The organism is Porphyrobacter sp. GA68, assembly GCF_022605525.1.
Lineage (GTDB): Bacteria > Pseudomonadota > Alphaproteobacteria > Sphingomonadales > Sphingomonadaceae > Qipengyuania_B.
In genome coordinates this window covers 576,930-592,349 of record NZ_JAKQYJ010000002.1, presented here as the reverse complement: position 1 = coordinate 592,349, position 15,420 = coordinate 576,930, and the positions used below count along the sequence as shown (strand labels likewise).

The window sequence follows — 15,420 nt, the reverse complement described above, 5'->3', positions numbered from 1 at the left end:
AGAACCATGGCTGACACTTACGATCTTCTGGTGCTGGGCAGCGGCCCCGGCGGTTATGTCGCGGCGATCCGCGGAGCCCAGCTGGGGCTCAAGACCGGCATAGTCGAACGCGAGCTGCTGGGCGGGATTTGCCTCAACTGGGGGTGCATTCCGACCAAGGCGCTGCTGCGTTCGGCGGAGGTGCTGCACATGATGCAGCACGCGCAGGACTACGGCCTGAAGGTGGCGGGGGAGATCGAGGCGGACCTGGACGCAGTGGTGAAGCGCAGCCGCGGCGTGGCGAAGCAGCTGAACCAGGGCGTGACCCACCTGATGAAGAAGAACGGCATCGCCGTGCACATGGGGTCGGGACGGCTTACAGCGCCTGGCAGGCTAACTGTGACCAGCGAGAAGGGCGAGGAGGAGCTGCAAGCGAGGCACATCATCCTGGCAACCGGCGCGCGTGCTCGCGACCTCCCATTCGCGCCCGCTGACGGCAAGCGGGTCTGGAACTATCGCCATGCCATGACGCCGCCAACAATGCCGGACCGGCTGCTGGTCATCGGATCGGGCGCCATCGGTATCGAATTCGCCAGCTTCTATAACGACATGGGTGCGGATGTTACGGTTGTGGAGATGCTCGACCGGATTGTACCGGTGGAAGATGCGGAAGTGTCCTCCTTCCTCGAACAGTCGCTCACCAAACAGGGTATTCGCATCCTCACATCAGCCGGGGTCGAAGCGTTGAAGGTGAGCGATGACGGCGTTACTGCGGCAATCAAGAGCAAGGATGGCAAAACCGCTGACGAGACGTTCAGCCATGTCATCGTGGCAGTCGGCATCGTTGCCAACACGCATGACATCGGCATCGACCAGCTGGTCGAGTTGGAGCGGGGCTTCATCCAGATCGACCCGTATGGTCGCACGCAAACCGAAGGGCTGTGGGCAATCGGCGACTGCACGCCCGGACCATGGCTGGCGCACAAGGCCAGTCATGAGGGTGTGACTGCCGCAGAAGCCATCGCGCAGGATTTGGGCAAGGGCGGCAATCCGCACCCCATGAACCGGCGCAACATCCCGGCCTGCACCTATTGCCATCCGCAGATTGCCTCAGTTGGGCTGACGGAAGCTGCCGCGAAAGAGGCAGGGCATCAGGTGAAGATCGGCAAGTTCCCGTTCATCGGCAACGGCAAGGCGATCGCTCTGGGAGAGGCGCAGGGTTTCGTCAAAACCGTGTTCGACGCGGCGACCGGCGAGTTGCTGGGCGCGCACATGATCGGTGCAGAGGTCACTGAACTGATCCAGGGCTATACCATCGGCAAGACGCTGGAGACGACCGAGGCGGAGTTGATGGAAACGGTGTTCCCGCACCCCACGCTGTCTGAGATGATGCACGAAAGCGTGCTGTCCGCCTATGGCAGAGCGCTTCATATCTGAGGCAGGCGCGGGGAAAGGGTCGGCGACTGCTTCGTTCTGGTTCATGAAGGAGCAGGCAAATGACCAAAGAAAAGCGCAACGGGCCGCTAGGCATGAGCGGTCATGGGGATGACGATGACGATTCTTCCAATGTGGAAAATCACAGCGCGTTGCAGAACCAATCTGATGTTTCGCCGAGCAACTATCCAGCTGAACAGCGGCGAGACCAGAACCTGGTGACGCCGCCTAAGAAGCGGTAGATCGCAAGCCGGCAGATGGCGGACAGGGTGGGATTCGAACCCACGGTGAGCTTGCACCCACGGCGGTTTTCAAGACCGCTGCATTAAACCGCTCTGCCACCTGTCCGTCGCCGTTGCCTAGCGCCCGGATGCCGGCTTGTCATCACCCGCTGCCGTCTTGCCAAACAACAAACTGTTGAAGTGGCGCCGCCAATCCCGCACAATGCGGTATGCTACGATATTCGCTGCTTTCACTGGGCCTTGCCCTCGTCCTGGGCTGCGCCCCCGTCAAGGCTCAAACCTTTGACTCCTATCTCCAGACTGTAGGCCAGCGCGCCCAGGCCGAAGGCGTGAGCGCCCGAACGGTGGAACAGATGCTGGGCGGGCTGACGCCGAACCAGCGCGTGATTGAACTGGACCGGGCGCAGCCCGGCACACCGAGCGCGCCGGGCGTATTCCCACCGGTCAGCGCGTACATCGCGCGCCACGTGGACGCCGCGCGGATCGCCGGCGGCAGGCGCCTGTACGCACAGATGGGCAATTTCGCTGCCCGTCTGGAACGCGAGTACGGGGTGCCGGAACCCATTGTGATCGCCATCTACGGCCACGAAACCTCCTACGGGCGGGTGATGGGGGATTTCGATCTCGCCCGCTCGCTTGCCACACTAGCGTGGGAAGGCCGCCGGCGGGCATTGTTCGAGGAGGAACTGATTGCTCTCCTCAAGATCGCTGACAAGAACCGTTACAGCCGCGATCAGCTCCGCGGCAGCTGGGCGGGCGCTTTTGGCGGACCGCAGTTCCTTCCCAGCGTTTACCTGCGCCTGGCGACGGACGGAGACGGGGACGGACGGGCCGACCTGTTCAACAGCCCGGCCGACACGCTGGCATCGATCGCCAACTACCTGCGTGACGCAGGGTGGCGGGCCGGACAGCCATGGGGCGTTAACGCGACGGTGGGAGCCGGGTTCGACTGGAGCCAGCTGCAGACGCGGATGGTGTCTCCGGCTTGCCCGCGCGTTCACGACCGGCATAGCGCCTGGCGCACGGTGGCGGAGTGGCGCGCGCTGGGTGTGCGCCCTCAAGGCGTGATCGGCGACAACGTGCTGGCCTCGTTGTTTCAGCCCGACGGACCTGGAACGCCGGCCTATCTGCTGACCGGCAACTATCGCGCAATCCTGGAATACAACTGCTCTAATTACTACGCGATGAGCGTTGGTCTGCTTGCCGATGCGATCGTGCGGTAAGGAGCGCTGGACGGTTGATATGAGCAAGCCCAGTGTCCCGCGAGACGTGACCAAAGTGGCCTTTCTTGCCGCCTGCGTTCTGGCTTGCCCACAACCTCTCGCCGCCGCTTCTACGGCGGCGGTGGCGCAATTGCCGACCGAGCAGGATGCGCCGATCGCCCTGCTGGTTGATCTGACCAGCGGGCAGACGCTGTTCGCGCGGCAGGCGGACCGGCGTTTCGCGCCTGCCTCGATTGCCAAGGTGATGACGGCCTACACCGCGTTCGAGCAGATCAAGCAGGGGAAGATCTCGCTCACGCAATCGCTGCCGGTCAGGCCTGACACCTTCGCACAGTGGAGCCGCGTCGGCTCGACCATGTATCTGCCCAACGGCGCCCGCCCGTCGGTGAATCAGCTGCTGGTGGGGATCACTACCGTGTCTGCCAATGATGGCGCCGTGGTTCTGGCGGAAGGCGCAGCTGGGTCAGTGGCCGAATGGCTTCGCCTGATGAACGGCAATGCCCGCGCACTGGGTATGCGGGACAGCCGGTTCAGCACGCCCAACGGTTGGCCGGATGGCGGCGAAACCTACACCACCGCACGGGACCTGGTGAAGCTGGCAGAAGCAACGGTCACCCGTCACCCGCAGCTCTACAAGGCGTATTTCGGCCACCGGACCTTCACATACAATGGTATTACCCAGCGCAATCATGATCCGATCACCGGGCGGGTGCCGGGGGCGGACGGACTCAAGACCGGTTACACAGACGCCGCCGGGTTCGGCTTTCTCGGGTCGGCGGAACGGGACGGCAGGCGCCTTGCCATGGTGGTGGCAGCCAGCGACACGTCCGCAGCGCGTGATCGGGCGGCCCGTGCGCTGATGGAGTGGGGTTTTGCCCGTTACGAAGCGCATCGGCTGTTGCCAGCCAGGCAACCCATCGCGGAAGCGAAAGTGCAGGGCGGCGCCGTGCGCTCGGTCGGCCTGGTCACAGGTGGCCCCCTGACGATCACCACGCTGAGGGGCACTGCCCCCGCCGTCCGCATGAAGGTCCGATACGACGGGCCGCTGCAGGCTCCTCTACAAAGAGGGGCGCCCTATGCTTTGCTGGAAGTCCGGGTCGATGGTATGCCGCCCTACACCGTGCCGCTGTTGGCGGCGCAGGATGTCCCGGGGGCCAACGCTTTGCAAAGGACGCTCAACGGCGCCATCGGCTGGATCTCTTGAAGCAGGCGCACCTGATCAGTTTCGAAGGCGGGGAAGGCTGCGGGAAATCGACGCAGGCGCGATTACTCGCGGACTGGCTGGAGGCGCAGGGCGTCCCGGCCGTGCTGACGCGCGAGCCGGGCGGCACTCCGGGTGCCGAAGCTATCCGGCAGATGGTTCTCGATCCGCCGGAAACCGGATGGAGCGCCGAAGCAGAGGCGCTGCTGTTCGCCGCAGCGAGAGCGGATCACGTGGCCCGCTTGATCAGGCCTGCGCTGGCAGCGGGCCGTTGGGTAATCTGCGATCGGTTTATCGACTCTAGCCTTGCTTATCAGGGTGCTGCCAGCGGCATCGGACTCGAACAGGTTCGCCAGTTGCATGTGATCGGCAGCAAGGGTTTGCTGCCCAGCAAGACAATTCTTCTCGACGTGCCGCCGCATGAGGCGGCCCGCCGGATCAAGCGGCGAGAGAACCAGCAGACTGATGCGATCGAGGAGCGGAGTGCGGCCTATCACCAACAGGTCGCGGCTGCCTTTCGCCTCCTGGCGCAGCAGGAGCCGGAGCGGTTTGTCGTGATTGACGGGTCCGGCCCGATTTCCGGGATACAGGAACAGGTCCGCTTCGCGTTGAGGATGCTTCCGGGAGTAGAGGGTTGAGCAGCAACGCCGCCGCACAGGAAGCTTGGGCGGCCGCGTTGACGGGCGGGCGGATGCATCATGCCTGGCTGCTTGCCGGTCCTGCTGGTTCAGGTGCGAGGAAGTTTGCGTTCGCCGCAGCGGCGGAGCTGGTCGGTTCCGAGGACGCCGCCGGCTACCATCCGGATATCGAGCACCTTAAGCGGGAGCCGAAGGACGCGAGCGAAGCCAGGAAGCAGGAGGAAGGCAAGCCGTTCGACCTTGCCCGCAGCATCTCTGTCGCGCAGATCCGTCGGCTACAGCAACGCCTGACCACCCGCCCAAGTGCAGGCACGCGCCGTGCGATCATTGTCGACACCATCGACGATCTGGAGACAGCGGCAGCCAACGCCATGCTGAAAAGCCTGGAGGAGCCGCCCGGTGGAACTGTGTTCCTGCTCATCTGCCATAATCCGGGAAGGTTACTCGCCACGATCAGGTCCCGCTGCCGGGTATTGCGCTTCCTTGCGCAAGATGCACCATCTGGGGACGAGGCAGGTCCACAGACCGTGCGGGATGCGGCCCGCGCGGCTGTGGAGAGCATGGTCGCAGGCGAACCGGCTTCCGGCAATGACTCCGCTGAAACTTTGATGGCCGCGATGGGAGCGCGGCCACGCCGGGAAGAACTGCACGCGGTCATCGCACTTGCGCGGACCAGGCTGATCGATCACCTGCCAGCCGCAGGCAGTAAAGAAATGCCTGCGCTGGATGGCATTTACCAGGAGTTGGGGCTCTTGGAGAGAGAGCTTGCCACCTATAACTACGATCCGGACTTGGCGGCGGCCCGTATCGCGGCCTTGCTCGCCAGCCTTCGCGGCCCTATCGCCGCGCGCAATGGCTGAACCGTATTACATAACCACTGCGATAAACTATCCCAACGGCCGTCCGCACATCGGGCACGCCTACGAAGCGATCGCGGCCGATGTAATCGCCCGCTTCCACCGCCTGCAAGGCCGCTTGGTACGATTTCAGACTGGAACGGATGAGCATGGCCTGAAGATGGCGCGCAAGGCCAAGGAAGAAGGCCGCACACCACGCGAACTGGCTGACGAAATGTCATCCTATTTCCGGGAGATGGCTGACGGTCTTGATATATCCTTCGACCGTTTCATCCGCACGGTTGAGCCAGCGCATCATGCCGCGAGCCAGGCATTGTGGCAGGCGATGGAGCGCAGCGGCGACCTTTACCTTGACCGCTATGAAGGATGGTACTCGGTCCGCGATGAAGCCTTCTACGACGACAAGGAGTTAGTCGTGGGCGAGGGCGGTGAACGCCTGTCGCCCCAGGGTACTCCCGTCGAGTGGACGGTGGAAGAAAGCTGGTTCTTCCGGCTGAGCAATTATCAGGATCGCTTGCTGGCGCTGTATGATGAACAGCCCGACTTCATTGCGCCCGCCAGCCGTCGGAACGAGATGCGGGCGTTTGTATCATCCGGGCTTCGCGACCTTTCGGTGAGCCGGACGAGCTTCGAATGGGGCGTCCGGGTACCTGGATCAGACACCCATGTGATGTATGTCTGGGTCGATGCACTCACCAACTATCTGACGGGCCTGGGCTATCCCGAGCCGGCGGTCGACTTACAGCGTTTCTGGCCGGCCGACCTGCACCTCGTCGGCAAGGACATTGTTCGCTTTCACGCTGTCTACTGGCCCGCGTTTCTCATGAGCGCCGGCCTTCCGTTGCCGCGCAAGGTTTATGGCCATGGCTTTGTCCTTAACCAAGGGCGCAAAGAGTCGAAGAGCCTGGGCAATGTGACCGATCCTCTGGAGCTTGCACAGCGCTACGGCGTCGATGTGCTGCGCTACTTCCTGATGCGGGAGGTATCGTTCGGGCAGGACGGAACATGGTCTCACGAGGCAATCGTGATGCGTTCGAACGCTGACCTGGCGAACAGTTTTGGCAATCTGGTGCAGCGAGTGTTCGGGTTCATATTCAAGAACCTGCATGGCAAAGCTTCTGTCAGACAAGAACTTCAGGCAGAGGATCGGGCATTTCTGTCACAGGTTCGCGAGGCGTGCGCCAGGACGCTGCCCCAGCACTTCGAGGCACTTTTGCTCAACCAGGGGCTTGATGCGTGGATGCAGGCGGTGTTCGCCTGCAACGCCTATGTGGATGAGCAGGCACCCTGGGCGCTGAGGAAGTCCGACCCGGAGCGGATGGAGACGGTGCTGGCAGTGCTGTGCAGCGCCATCCGTTGCCTCGCGACAGCCATACAGCCGGTGATCCCGCGCAGCGCCGCTCGGGTGCTCGACACGATGCATGTGCCGGATGACGCCCGGACCTTCGCCCACATTGATGCCGAAGGTGGGGAGGGCGCCTACACCATTGCTCAGCCCGTTCCTCTCTTTCCGCGGCTTGAACTGCCGGAAAGCCCGCCGACATGACCTTGATCGACAGCCATTGTCATCTCAACTACGAAGGCCTCGTGGAGGATCAGGTCGGCGTCCTGAACCGAGCGCGCTCTGCCGGTGTTGGCGGGTTCCTCAACATCTCGACCAAGAAGGCGGAGTGGTCCCAGATCGTCGCAGTCGCGGAACGGGAGCCGGATGTATGGGCCAGCATCGGCGTGCATCCGCATGCCGCCGATCAGCATCTCGATGTTACGAGCGACACATTGGTCGATGCCGCTGATCACCCCAAGGTTATCGGTCTGGGTGAAACTGGGCTGGACTACTTTTACGATCATTCCGACCGCATGGCGCAGCAAACGCTGTTTCGCCGGCACCTAGCCGCGGCGCGCGAGCTTGGCCTGCCGGTGATCATCCACACGCGTGATGCAGAGGAGGATACGCTCGGCATCCTGCGGGAGGAGTTGCAGTCGGGCAACTTTCCAGCCTTGATCCACTGCTTCACCGGGACGGAGGCATTCGCCGAAGCGGTCCTAGAACTCGGCCTTTGCATTTCGATTTCCGGCATTGTGACCTTCAAGAACGCCAGGAGTGTTCAGGCCGTGGCGGCCAAAGTGCCGCAAGATCGGCTCCTGGTGGAGACCGACAGCCCGTTCCTGGCGCCTGTTCCCCATCGCGGCCGCGTGTGCGAGCCGGCGTACCTGACAGATACTCTCAGCTTCCTTGCCGACTTGCGAGGAACGTCGCCAGAGTGCCTCGCTGAGCAGACAACCGCCAACTTCCGGCGCCTTTTCAGCAAGGCGGCGCCATGAAGCTCATCCTGCTTGGCACCGGAACTTCAACGGGTGTGCCGCGCATAGGCAACGATTGGGGCGAGTGCGATCCGGCAGAGCCGAAGAACCGAAGATCCCGCTGCTCCGCGATGATCGAAAGCGAGGATGGAAAACGGATCCTGATCGACACTTCGACAGATTTGCGGATGCAATTGCTCGATCAGCAGATAGACGCCGTGGACGCGATCGTGTGGACCCACGACCATGCGGATCACTGCCATGGTATCGATGATCTGCGACCGATGCGCTATGGCCGCAGCAATCCGTTGCCCGGGTTCGCGGGCGAGGAAACGGTGCGCCGGCTTCGTGGGCGGTTCGGTTATGTCTTTGCCGGGCGGGACGGATATTCCACGATTGTTGAACTGGCGCAGCTCAACAAGCTGCATCTGGTTGCCGGCTGTTCCATCCGCCATTGTGAAATGCCGCACGGATCGATGACAAGCACAGGACTTTTGTTCGAGTGCAGTGATAAATCAATTGGCTATGCTGTTGATTTTCACGAGATTACGGATGAGATGCTGACTTTGTTTGACGGAGTGAAGCTGTTGGTCAGCGACTGCCTGCGCCGACAGAATCATCCGACTCACGCGAACCTCGAGATGGCGCTGGAGTTTGCCGCCGCCGTGCGCGCGCAGCAGGTCGTTCTGACACACATGGATAACACGATGGATTACGCGGCAGTCAGCGCGGAACTCCCCGACCATGTTTTTGTCGGGTATGACGGCATGGAGATCGTGGTGTGAACGAGTATGCTATCGTCTCCCTGGTGGCACTCGGCGGCTTCCTGATCCTTGCGCTGAGCGCGTTGCGCGCCAGACAGATGGACTTCAAAAGAGGCGCGATACTGGCAGGTGCGTGGATAGTGATTTTTGCCGTGGTCGCGATCCTTACCTCGACATTGATGGCGGCCTGACGCTAAACCGCCGTTCATTTTACATAATATCTATTATCATTCTCCTGAGTCTTGCGAGTTGCCCATGAATGCTGATCACTCCTTAGCGCCCCTGCTGTCAGTGATGCGGCGACTGCGCGATCCAGACACTGGTTGCACTTGGGATCTAGCGCAGGATTTTGCCTCCGTTGCGCCGTATACGATTGAAGAAGCTTACGAAGTCGCCGATGCAATCGACCGCGCTGACGTGACAGCGTTAAAGGAAGAACTGGGCGATCTTCTGCTTCAGGTAGTGTATCACGCGCAAATCGCTGCTGAGGCTGGCGCGTTCAGCTTTGCGGACGTGGCTGCCGGGATCACCGCCAAGATGATCGCACGACACCCGCATGTTTTCGATACGAAAACTCACGCCATAGACAGCGGCATGACAGATGTTCGGTGGGAAGAGCTCAAGCACACCGAGCGCGCCGACAAGGGCGCGGACAGCTCGATGGATGGAGTGGCGCGCGCTTTACCGGCGCTGATGCGGGCGCAAAAGCTGCAGAAACGGGCCGCCCGCGATGGGTTCGACTGGCCGAACGTCGAAGGCCCGCTTGCAAAACTGCATGAGGAGATCGACGAATTCACGGCGGCTCCTGACGACACTGCGCGTGCCGAAGAAGCGGGCGATCTCCTGTTCGCTGCCGTCAATCTTCTCCGCGCATACGGGATTGATGGTGAGCAAGCTTTACGGAGCGCGAACGAGAAGTTCGAGCGGCGGTATCGTGCCATGGAAGAACTGGCAGCCGATGCATTTTCTTCCCTGTCCCTGGAGGAGCAGGAAGCTTTGTGGCAGAGCGTCAAACTGCGGGAGCAACCGGGCTGCCCTTCGCCCCAGGTAGCTTAATGAATTGCCCGAACGCCTTTGGTGACAGGCGAACCAGCACATGCTGCATACCTGCTGCCACATCGCGGGTTTCGCGTACAACTTCACCGTGTTCGTGAAGCCAGGCGAGCCTTCTGCCATCACTCAGCGGCAAAGCAAGCCTGTATTCCCGCGATTGCAGCGACAGCTGTTCGGACAACCGACGTAACAGCAAGTCGACCCCCTCCCCCGTCAGGGCCGACACAGGCACCATCGAGGGGTCTTCGCGCGCCTGCTCAAGCAAGGCCGCTCGTCGATCAGGGTCCAGCTGGTCGATTTTGTTCAGCACTTCCACGACAGGAACCAGAGGCGGCTCGCCGCTCGTCTGAATAACCCCGAGATCGGCCAGAATGGTATGCACCTGTTCGCGTTCCGCCTGGGTCTGTTCTCCGGCAATATCGCGCACATGACAGATGAGGTCAGCCTCGGTTACCTCCTCCAGAGTGGCGCGGAATGCGGCGACAAGCTGTGTCGGCAGATCCGAGATGAACCCCACCGTGTCCGACAGGATAGCCTTTTCGATCCCCGGCAATGCGATTGCCCGCATGGTGGGATCGAGCGTGGCAAACAGCATGTCCTGCGCCACCACGTCGGCACCGGTAAGTCGATTGAACAGGGTAGATTTGCCCGCATTGGTGTAGCCCACCAGCGCGATGACCGGCCAGGGCGCCCTTCCCCTGCGTTCGCGATGCAGCGTGCGGGTGCGGCGGACCTGATCAAGTTCCCGGCGCAGCCTCGCGATCCGCTGGCGGATCATTCGTCGGTCCGCCTCGATCTGCGTCTCTCCCGGGCCTCCCAGGAAACCGTATCCACCACGTTGCCGCTCAAGGTGTGTCCAGCTTCGCACCAGGCGGCTTTGCTGATACTCGAGGTGGGCAAGTTCTACCTGCAGCCGGCCTTCCGCAGTTGCCGCCCGCTCGCCGAAGATTTCCAGGATCAGACCCGTCCGGTCGATGACCTTCCGCTGCAATTCCTGTTCCAGGTTTCGCTGCTGGATGGGTGTAAGCGGCCCGTCGATGATGACCAGCTGTACCTCGTCCCGCTCGCAGGCGGCGGCGATGTTGTCGATCTGGCCTTTTCCGAACAAGGTCGCGGGCCGGACTGTGCGAACAGGTATGATGACGCTGCCGACGCGGCGAATACCGATCGCTGCGGCGAGACCCTCTGCCTCTTCAAGCCGAGCGGACGCATTCCGGTCATACTCGACCCCGCGGATGTCGGGGCACACCACCAGCCCGCGTGCACCACGCGTGACTTCTTCCGTCAAACCATCGTCAAAAATCAGCTCTCGCCTTCCCATTCGTCGCTGAGATCAACAGTTTCTGCAGGCTGTATGGTAGAAACCGCATGCTTGTAGGCGAGCTGCACGTACCCATCCCTCTCTAGCAAGACGCAGAAGAGGTCGTATGAGGCGAGACGGCCTTGCAGCATAACCCCGTTGACCAGAAACACCGTGACCTGGACCTCGGCCTCTGCAACCCGGGACAGGAAGATATCCTGAAGAATCTTCTGCTTCGGAGTGATCGGGTGACTCGCGAACTGCCTGGGGTCGGTCTGCTGTGCGGGCATGATGGTTGAGATGGCGTGCTTGTAAACGAGCTGGGCTTGGCCGTCGCGCCGCAGAAGCACGGAAAAGTTGTCGAACCAGGTTATGATGCCCTGCAGTTTGACGCCCTTGACCAGAAACATGGTGACGGAAGTCTTGTTCTTGCGCAGATGGTTCAGGAACGCGTCCTGCAAATTGCCGGGTTTCTGCTTGTCGGCGCCTTCCTGTTGCGGCGCCGCTTTCTTCGGTGCCGTAGGCCGCACGCTGAGGGTCGATCCACCCGGCATTGAAGTTCTCCTGTCCTATGGCCCTCGACGAGCGGCGAAGAACGCGGCGACATCGTTCAGCCCCAGAGCCCCGCTATCCACCCGTCCGTTGATGTGGCCGCAACTATGAAGCGAAATGATCTGGCGGGCGGTTGGTTTCCTCAAGGGCCCAGGTCGGGCTTCAATCGATTTCACTTTCATCAAGCCGCCTTTCGCCCAGTCCGAGCAGCTTCAGCTTTCGGTGAAGGGCGCTGCGCTCCATTCCGATAAAGCTGGCGGTCCTCGATATGTTGCCGGAGAAGCGGCGAATTTGCACCGACAGGTACTCGCGTTCGAAATTCTCCCGCGCCTCTCGCAAAGGCGCCCCCATCAAGGTGGACAGGCTGCCGCTTGATTGGCGTGCCTGAACGCCCAGCACCTCGCTTGGCAGCATGTCGGGCTGGATGCAGGACAGTTCTTCCCGCGGCGAAAGGATGATCGTGCGTTCTACCACGTTGCGCAACTGGCGCACATTGCCCGGCCAATCGTATGATTGCAGCACCGCCAGCGCCTCGGGGCTGATGTCAGGTGGTTGCAGGCTCTGGCTGGCGGCGAAGCGCGCGAAGAAGTATTCTGCCAGCGCTGGGATGTCCTCACGCCGGTCTGCCAGCGGAGGAACTGCCACCGGAACGACAGCCAGGCGGTAGAACAAGTCCTCTCTGAACCGCTTCTCGGCGATTTCCTTGTCGAGATCGCGTGCGGTTGAAGACACCACTCGTGCGTCCACCCCGATCTGCCGGTTGCCGCCGACCCTGACGAAACTCTGCTCCGTAAGCACGCGAAGGATCCGCGCCTGCGTCGAAAGGGGCATGTCTGCGACTTCATCGAAGTACAGCGTTCCGCCGTCGGCCAGTTCCAGCAATCCGGGGCGCACCAGCTTGCCGTCGGCTTCCTCTCCAAACAGTTCCTCCTCGAAACGTTCTGGCGTGATGCGGGCCGAATTAACCACCACGAACGCATTGTCAGCCCGGCTGCTCCAGCTGTGCAGCAGCCGCGCGGCGATCTCCTTGCCTGACCCCGCCGGCCCGGTGATCAGGACGCGACTACCCGTCCCTGCCACTCTTTTCAGGGTTGCGCGAACATTGTTGATTGCAGCGGAGTGACCGGTGAATTCGCTGTCGTTGGGCAGACGCTGCTGCAAGCCGATCATGTTGCGACGCAGCTTTTCAGTAGCTGTAGCCCGTTCCACCAGCAGCAGCAGTCGTTCGGTTTCAAACGGCTTCTCGATGAAGTCCACCGCACCCCGGCTGACGGCCGACACGGCGGTGTCGATGTTGCCGTGGCCGGAAAAGATGATGACCGGCAGATCGGGTTCGCGTTGCTTCAGCGCGTCGAGAACCTCCAGCCCGTCCATCGGGCTGCCGTGGAGCCAGACGTCCAGCAGGACGAGGTGTGGCCGCTTGTCATCCACCGCCGCCAGCGCCGAGGCGCTGTCGCCCGCGGTGCGGCAGCTGTAGCCTTCGTCGCTCAGCACCCCCGCGACCAACTCGCGAATATCGCGCTCGTCATCGACTACAAGTATGTCCAGGGCCACTTATCCGCTCTCCATTAATTTCAACCGGCTGCCCGCAAGTCAGACGCAACAGGCGATCTGGCGAAGCGGAGAACCACGGTTGAGCCGCCATCGGCCTGCGGATGAAAGGCAAGGTCGCCGCCGTGCTCTTCCACAATCTTGCTGACAATGGCCAGGCCAAGACCAGTCCCCTTCTCGCGAGTGGTCACATACGGTTCGACAATGCGCTCGTAATCCTTGGGCAGGCCGATGCCGTTGTCCGTCGTGGATACGGTGACGAAATCATCCGTAACCGAAACAGTCACTGCTACGCGGCCCGTCCACTCGCCCGGCTCGTTCACCTTGCGCGCATCGATGGCCTCCACCGCGTTCTTGAGCACGTTGGTCACGGCCTGCCCGACCTGATGGCGGTCGCACATGAAACGCAGATCGTCTCCCTCTTCGGCGTAGGTGAACCGAATGTCCTGGCGCGCCACTTCCTGAAGAAAGAGCGCCTGGCGGACGAGATCGGCCGCATCTTCCTGCCGGAAGACGGGCTTGGGCAGCCGCGCGAAGGAGGAGAATTCGTCCACCATCTTGCGCAGGTCACCCACCTGGCGAACGATGGTGCTTGTGAGGTCGTCGAACAGCTCGCCGTCCGCTGCTATCTGTTTGCGATACCGCCGCTTCAGCCGCTCTGTTGCGAGCTGGATGGGGGTCAGCGGGTTCTTGATCTCGTGCGCGATGCGCCGAGCCACGTCCGACCAGGCGGCCTGACGCTGATCGATGATCTGCCGGGTGATGTCGTCAAAGGTGATGACGTGCCCGTCATGCTGCGCCCGAACCTTCACGGCCAGAGTGATGAGTTCCCCGCCACGCGTCATGGTGACCAGCCCCTGCCCGGAGCTGCTTTCGATAAGGGCGGCGATCTCAGGAGCGACATCCGTCAGGATGTGACCCGCCTCGACCGGACCCTGCCGCTCGAAAAGAACCTGTTGCGCAGAAGCGTTCATCAAGAGGATGCGCCCGCCCTGATCAACAGAGACGATCCCGGCGCTGACCGATTCCAGCACCGCCTCGGTGAAACTGCGCCGCTCGTCGAGCTGGTGATTGGCCTTGAGCAGCGCAGCGGTCTGTTTTTCCAGTTGCGCCGTCATGCGGTTGAACGCGCGGTTGAGGAGGCCAATCTCATCACCACTGGTACGGCCCGCCACCCGCAAGGAGAAGTTGCCGGCCCCGACCCTCCGGGCGGCCGCGACCAGTTCGGTCAGGGGCTGGACCTGCCGATCGGCAAACCGCAAGGCGAACCAGACGGCAAAGGCGACCAGCGCAAGACTGACGAAAAACAGCGCAAGGACAAAGCGCAGCTGCAAGGCGCGGGCGCGTTCAGTCAGCAGGTTGTAATCGGCAGCGATCGCCTCCGCCTTCTTCCAGTAGGCGAAGCTTTCCGCTTCCGAATTGCGCGAAGTATAAAGATAGATGCCGCTTTGTACGTCGATGGCAGAAACGGCCTCGATCCGCGCCGGTCCGCCTTCCACATAAACCAGCTGGCCGCCCTTGATCGCCGCAAGATGCCGGTTGACGAAATCGGCCGGTTGGTTGTCGCCGCGAAGGTTAAGGAGCGCGGCGATCCGCGTGGTGCCATCGGCCGCTTCCTGAAGAATAACGGACTCGCTCAGATCGCGGCTTTGCGCCTGGTATCCGTACCAGGTAGCAAAGCTGCTATCGAGGATGCTGCCTTGCTCAAGATAGGCCCGCATGTCGCCCGCCATCGCAACCGTTTCGCGCGCCACGTCGAGCTGGTTGTTCTGGTAATACCCCTCGGCAAGCTGATTGGCATTTTCCATGAGGCCGCGCGAAGCGTCCGAAAAGAAGAAGTCGACCCCGAACTTGAACAGGATGGCGGCGAAGGCCGCGAACAGCAGCGTCGGAACAGCGGCAATCAGGGAAAACAGAAAGACGAGCCGGACGTGCAGCCGCGCTGTGCTGCCTGCAGCCCTGCGAAGCGCCAATCGCCGACCGCCCAGCACCAGAAGGGCCATGGCCGGAACCAACGCCCCGACCAGCAGCATCGTGACCTGAGCCGACGGGAGGATCTGGCCGCCCGGAGAGGCCGAACTGAAGCTCCAGTATGCCGCCCAGATCATCAGGATGAGCGCGGTGGCCGACCCGAATTCCAGCCACAGGAACAGGTTTCCGCGTGGTGCCCTTCCGCCCAGCAGGCGGTGGGCAGACCTTTTTGGCGGCGTTTTCTCGCTGCTCATTGCGGGTGCCGGGGACATAGTTGCCGGGTTACAACCCGCCTGTTGCATTTTCGCAAGAGTTAATTTTTCAGCAAGTCACCCAACGCGGCGGGATGTGCCG

Annotated in this window: 15 protein-coding genes and 1 tRNA gene; 11 read left to right on the top strand and 5 right to left on the bottom strand. The window is 62.0% G+C overall.

All coding sequences use genetic code 11. The annotated features are described in order from the left end of the window. Positions 1-6 precede the first annotated feature (6 nt). On the top strand, positions 7-1,416 hold the full coding sequence (gene lpdA, locus LHJ54_RS10610; protein ID WP_228243870.1) for a dihydrolipoyl dehydrogenase: 1,410 nt from the start codon (positions 7-9) through the stop codon (positions 1,414-1,416). Between the two features lie 59 nt (positions 1,417-1,475). Next, entirely contained in the window at positions 1,476-1,655 is a 180-nt protein-coding gene (locus LHJ54_RS10605; protein WP_228243869.1) for a hypothetical protein, read from the top strand. Positions 1,656-1,671: 16 nt separating this feature from the next. Here LHJ54_RS10605 and LHJ54_RS10600 read toward each other — a convergent pair. Then, a tRNA-Ser gene (locus LHJ54_RS10600) sits at positions 1,672-1,761 on the bottom strand. Positions 1,762-1,864: 103 nt separating this feature from the next. Here LHJ54_RS10600 and LHJ54_RS10595 point away from each other — a divergent pair. From LHJ54_RS10595 to mazG, 9 genes are all read left to right on the top strand, one after another. Continuing rightward, positions 1,865-2,878: a lytic transglycosylase domain-containing protein gene (locus LHJ54_RS10595; protein WP_228243868.1), complete on the top strand. Its 1,014-nt coding sequence runs from the start codon at positions 1,865-1,867 to the stop codon at positions 2,876-2,878. Positions 2,879-2,897: 19 nt separating this feature from the next. Further along, entirely contained in the window at positions 2,898-4,082 is a 1,185-nt protein-coding gene (locus LHJ54_RS10590; RefSeq protein ID WP_228243867.1) for a D-alanyl-D-alanine carboxypeptidase family protein, read from the top strand. Continuing rightward, complete coding sequence (gene tmk, locus LHJ54_RS10585) at positions 4,079-4,717, top strand: dTMP kinase (RefSeq protein WP_228243866.1); 639 nt, start codon at positions 4,079-4,081, stop codon at positions 4,715-4,717. The genes LHJ54_RS10590 and tmk overlap by 4 nt, the downstream gene beginning before the upstream one ends. Continuing rightward, on the top strand, positions 4,714-5,577 hold the full coding sequence (locus LHJ54_RS10580; RefSeq protein WP_228243865.1) for a DNA polymerase III subunit delta': 864 nt from the start codon (positions 4,714-4,716) through the stop codon (positions 5,575-5,577). Before tmk ends, LHJ54_RS10580 begins: the two co-directional genes overlap by 4 nt. Continuing rightward, the gene (gene metG, locus LHJ54_RS10575) at positions 5,570-7,120 is read left to right on the top strand and encodes a methionine--tRNA ligase (protein ID WP_228243864.1); all 1,551 of its coding nucleotides are present in this window, start codon (positions 5,570-5,572) and stop codon (positions 7,118-7,120) included. Before LHJ54_RS10580 ends, metG begins: the two co-directional genes overlap by 8 nt. Next, the gene (locus LHJ54_RS10570; RefSeq protein ID WP_228243863.1) at positions 7,117-7,896 is read left to right on the top strand and encodes a TatD family hydrolase; all 780 of its coding nucleotides are present in this window, start codon (positions 7,117-7,119) and stop codon (positions 7,894-7,896) included. Before metG ends, LHJ54_RS10570 begins: the two co-directional genes overlap by 4 nt. Then, positions 7,893-8,660 carry an MBL fold metallo-hydrolase gene (locus tag LHJ54_RS10565; RefSeq protein ID WP_228243862.1) on the top strand — a complete coding sequence of 256 codons (768 nt, stop codon included), beginning with the start codon at positions 7,893-7,895 and terminating at the stop codon, positions 8,658-8,660. Before LHJ54_RS10570 ends, LHJ54_RS10565 begins: the two co-directional genes overlap by 4 nt. Continuing rightward, on the top strand, positions 8,657-8,830 hold the full coding sequence (locus LHJ54_RS10560) for a hypothetical protein (protein WP_228243860.1): 174 nt from the start codon (positions 8,657-8,659) through the stop codon (positions 8,828-8,830). The genes LHJ54_RS10565 and LHJ54_RS10560 overlap by 4 nt, the downstream gene beginning before the upstream one ends. Positions 8,831-8,933: 103 nt before the next feature. Further along, positions 8,934-9,695, top strand: coding sequence for a nucleoside triphosphate pyrophosphohydrolase (gene mazG / locus LHJ54_RS10555; protein ID WP_241721442.1), 762 nt, complete (start codon positions 8,934-8,936; stop codon positions 9,693-9,695). Here the strand turns inward: mazG and hflX are convergent. The 4 genes from hflX to LHJ54_RS10535 form a co-directional block, all read right to left on the bottom strand. Next, the gene (gene hflX / locus LHJ54_RS10550; protein ID WP_228243858.1) at positions 9,649-11,013 is read right to left on the bottom strand and encodes a GTPase HflX; all 1,365 of its coding nucleotides are present in this window, start codon (positions 11,011-11,013) and stop codon (positions 9,649-9,651) included. The genes mazG and hflX overlap by 47 nt on opposite strands. Next, the gene (hfq, locus tag LHJ54_RS10545; protein WP_228243857.1) at positions 10,995-11,546 is read right to left on the bottom strand and encodes an RNA chaperone Hfq; all 552 of its coding nucleotides are present in this window, start codon (positions 11,544-11,546) and stop codon (positions 10,995-10,997) included. Before hfq ends, hflX begins: the two co-directional genes overlap by 19 nt. A 160-nt stretch (positions 11,547-11,706) precedes the next feature. Beyond that, the gene (locus tag LHJ54_RS10540) at positions 11,707-13,098 is read right to left on the bottom strand and encodes a sigma-54 dependent transcriptional regulator (protein ID WP_228243856.1); all 1,392 of its coding nucleotides are present in this window, start codon (positions 13,096-13,098) and stop codon (positions 11,707-11,709) included. A gap of 20 nt (positions 13,099-13,118) precedes the next feature. Continuing rightward, a complete protein-coding gene (locus LHJ54_RS10535) occupies positions 13,119-15,320 on the bottom strand; it encodes an ATP-binding protein (protein ID WP_228243855.1) in 2,202 nt (733 codons plus the stop codon). Between the last annotated feature and the right edge of the window lie 100 nt (positions 15,321-15,420).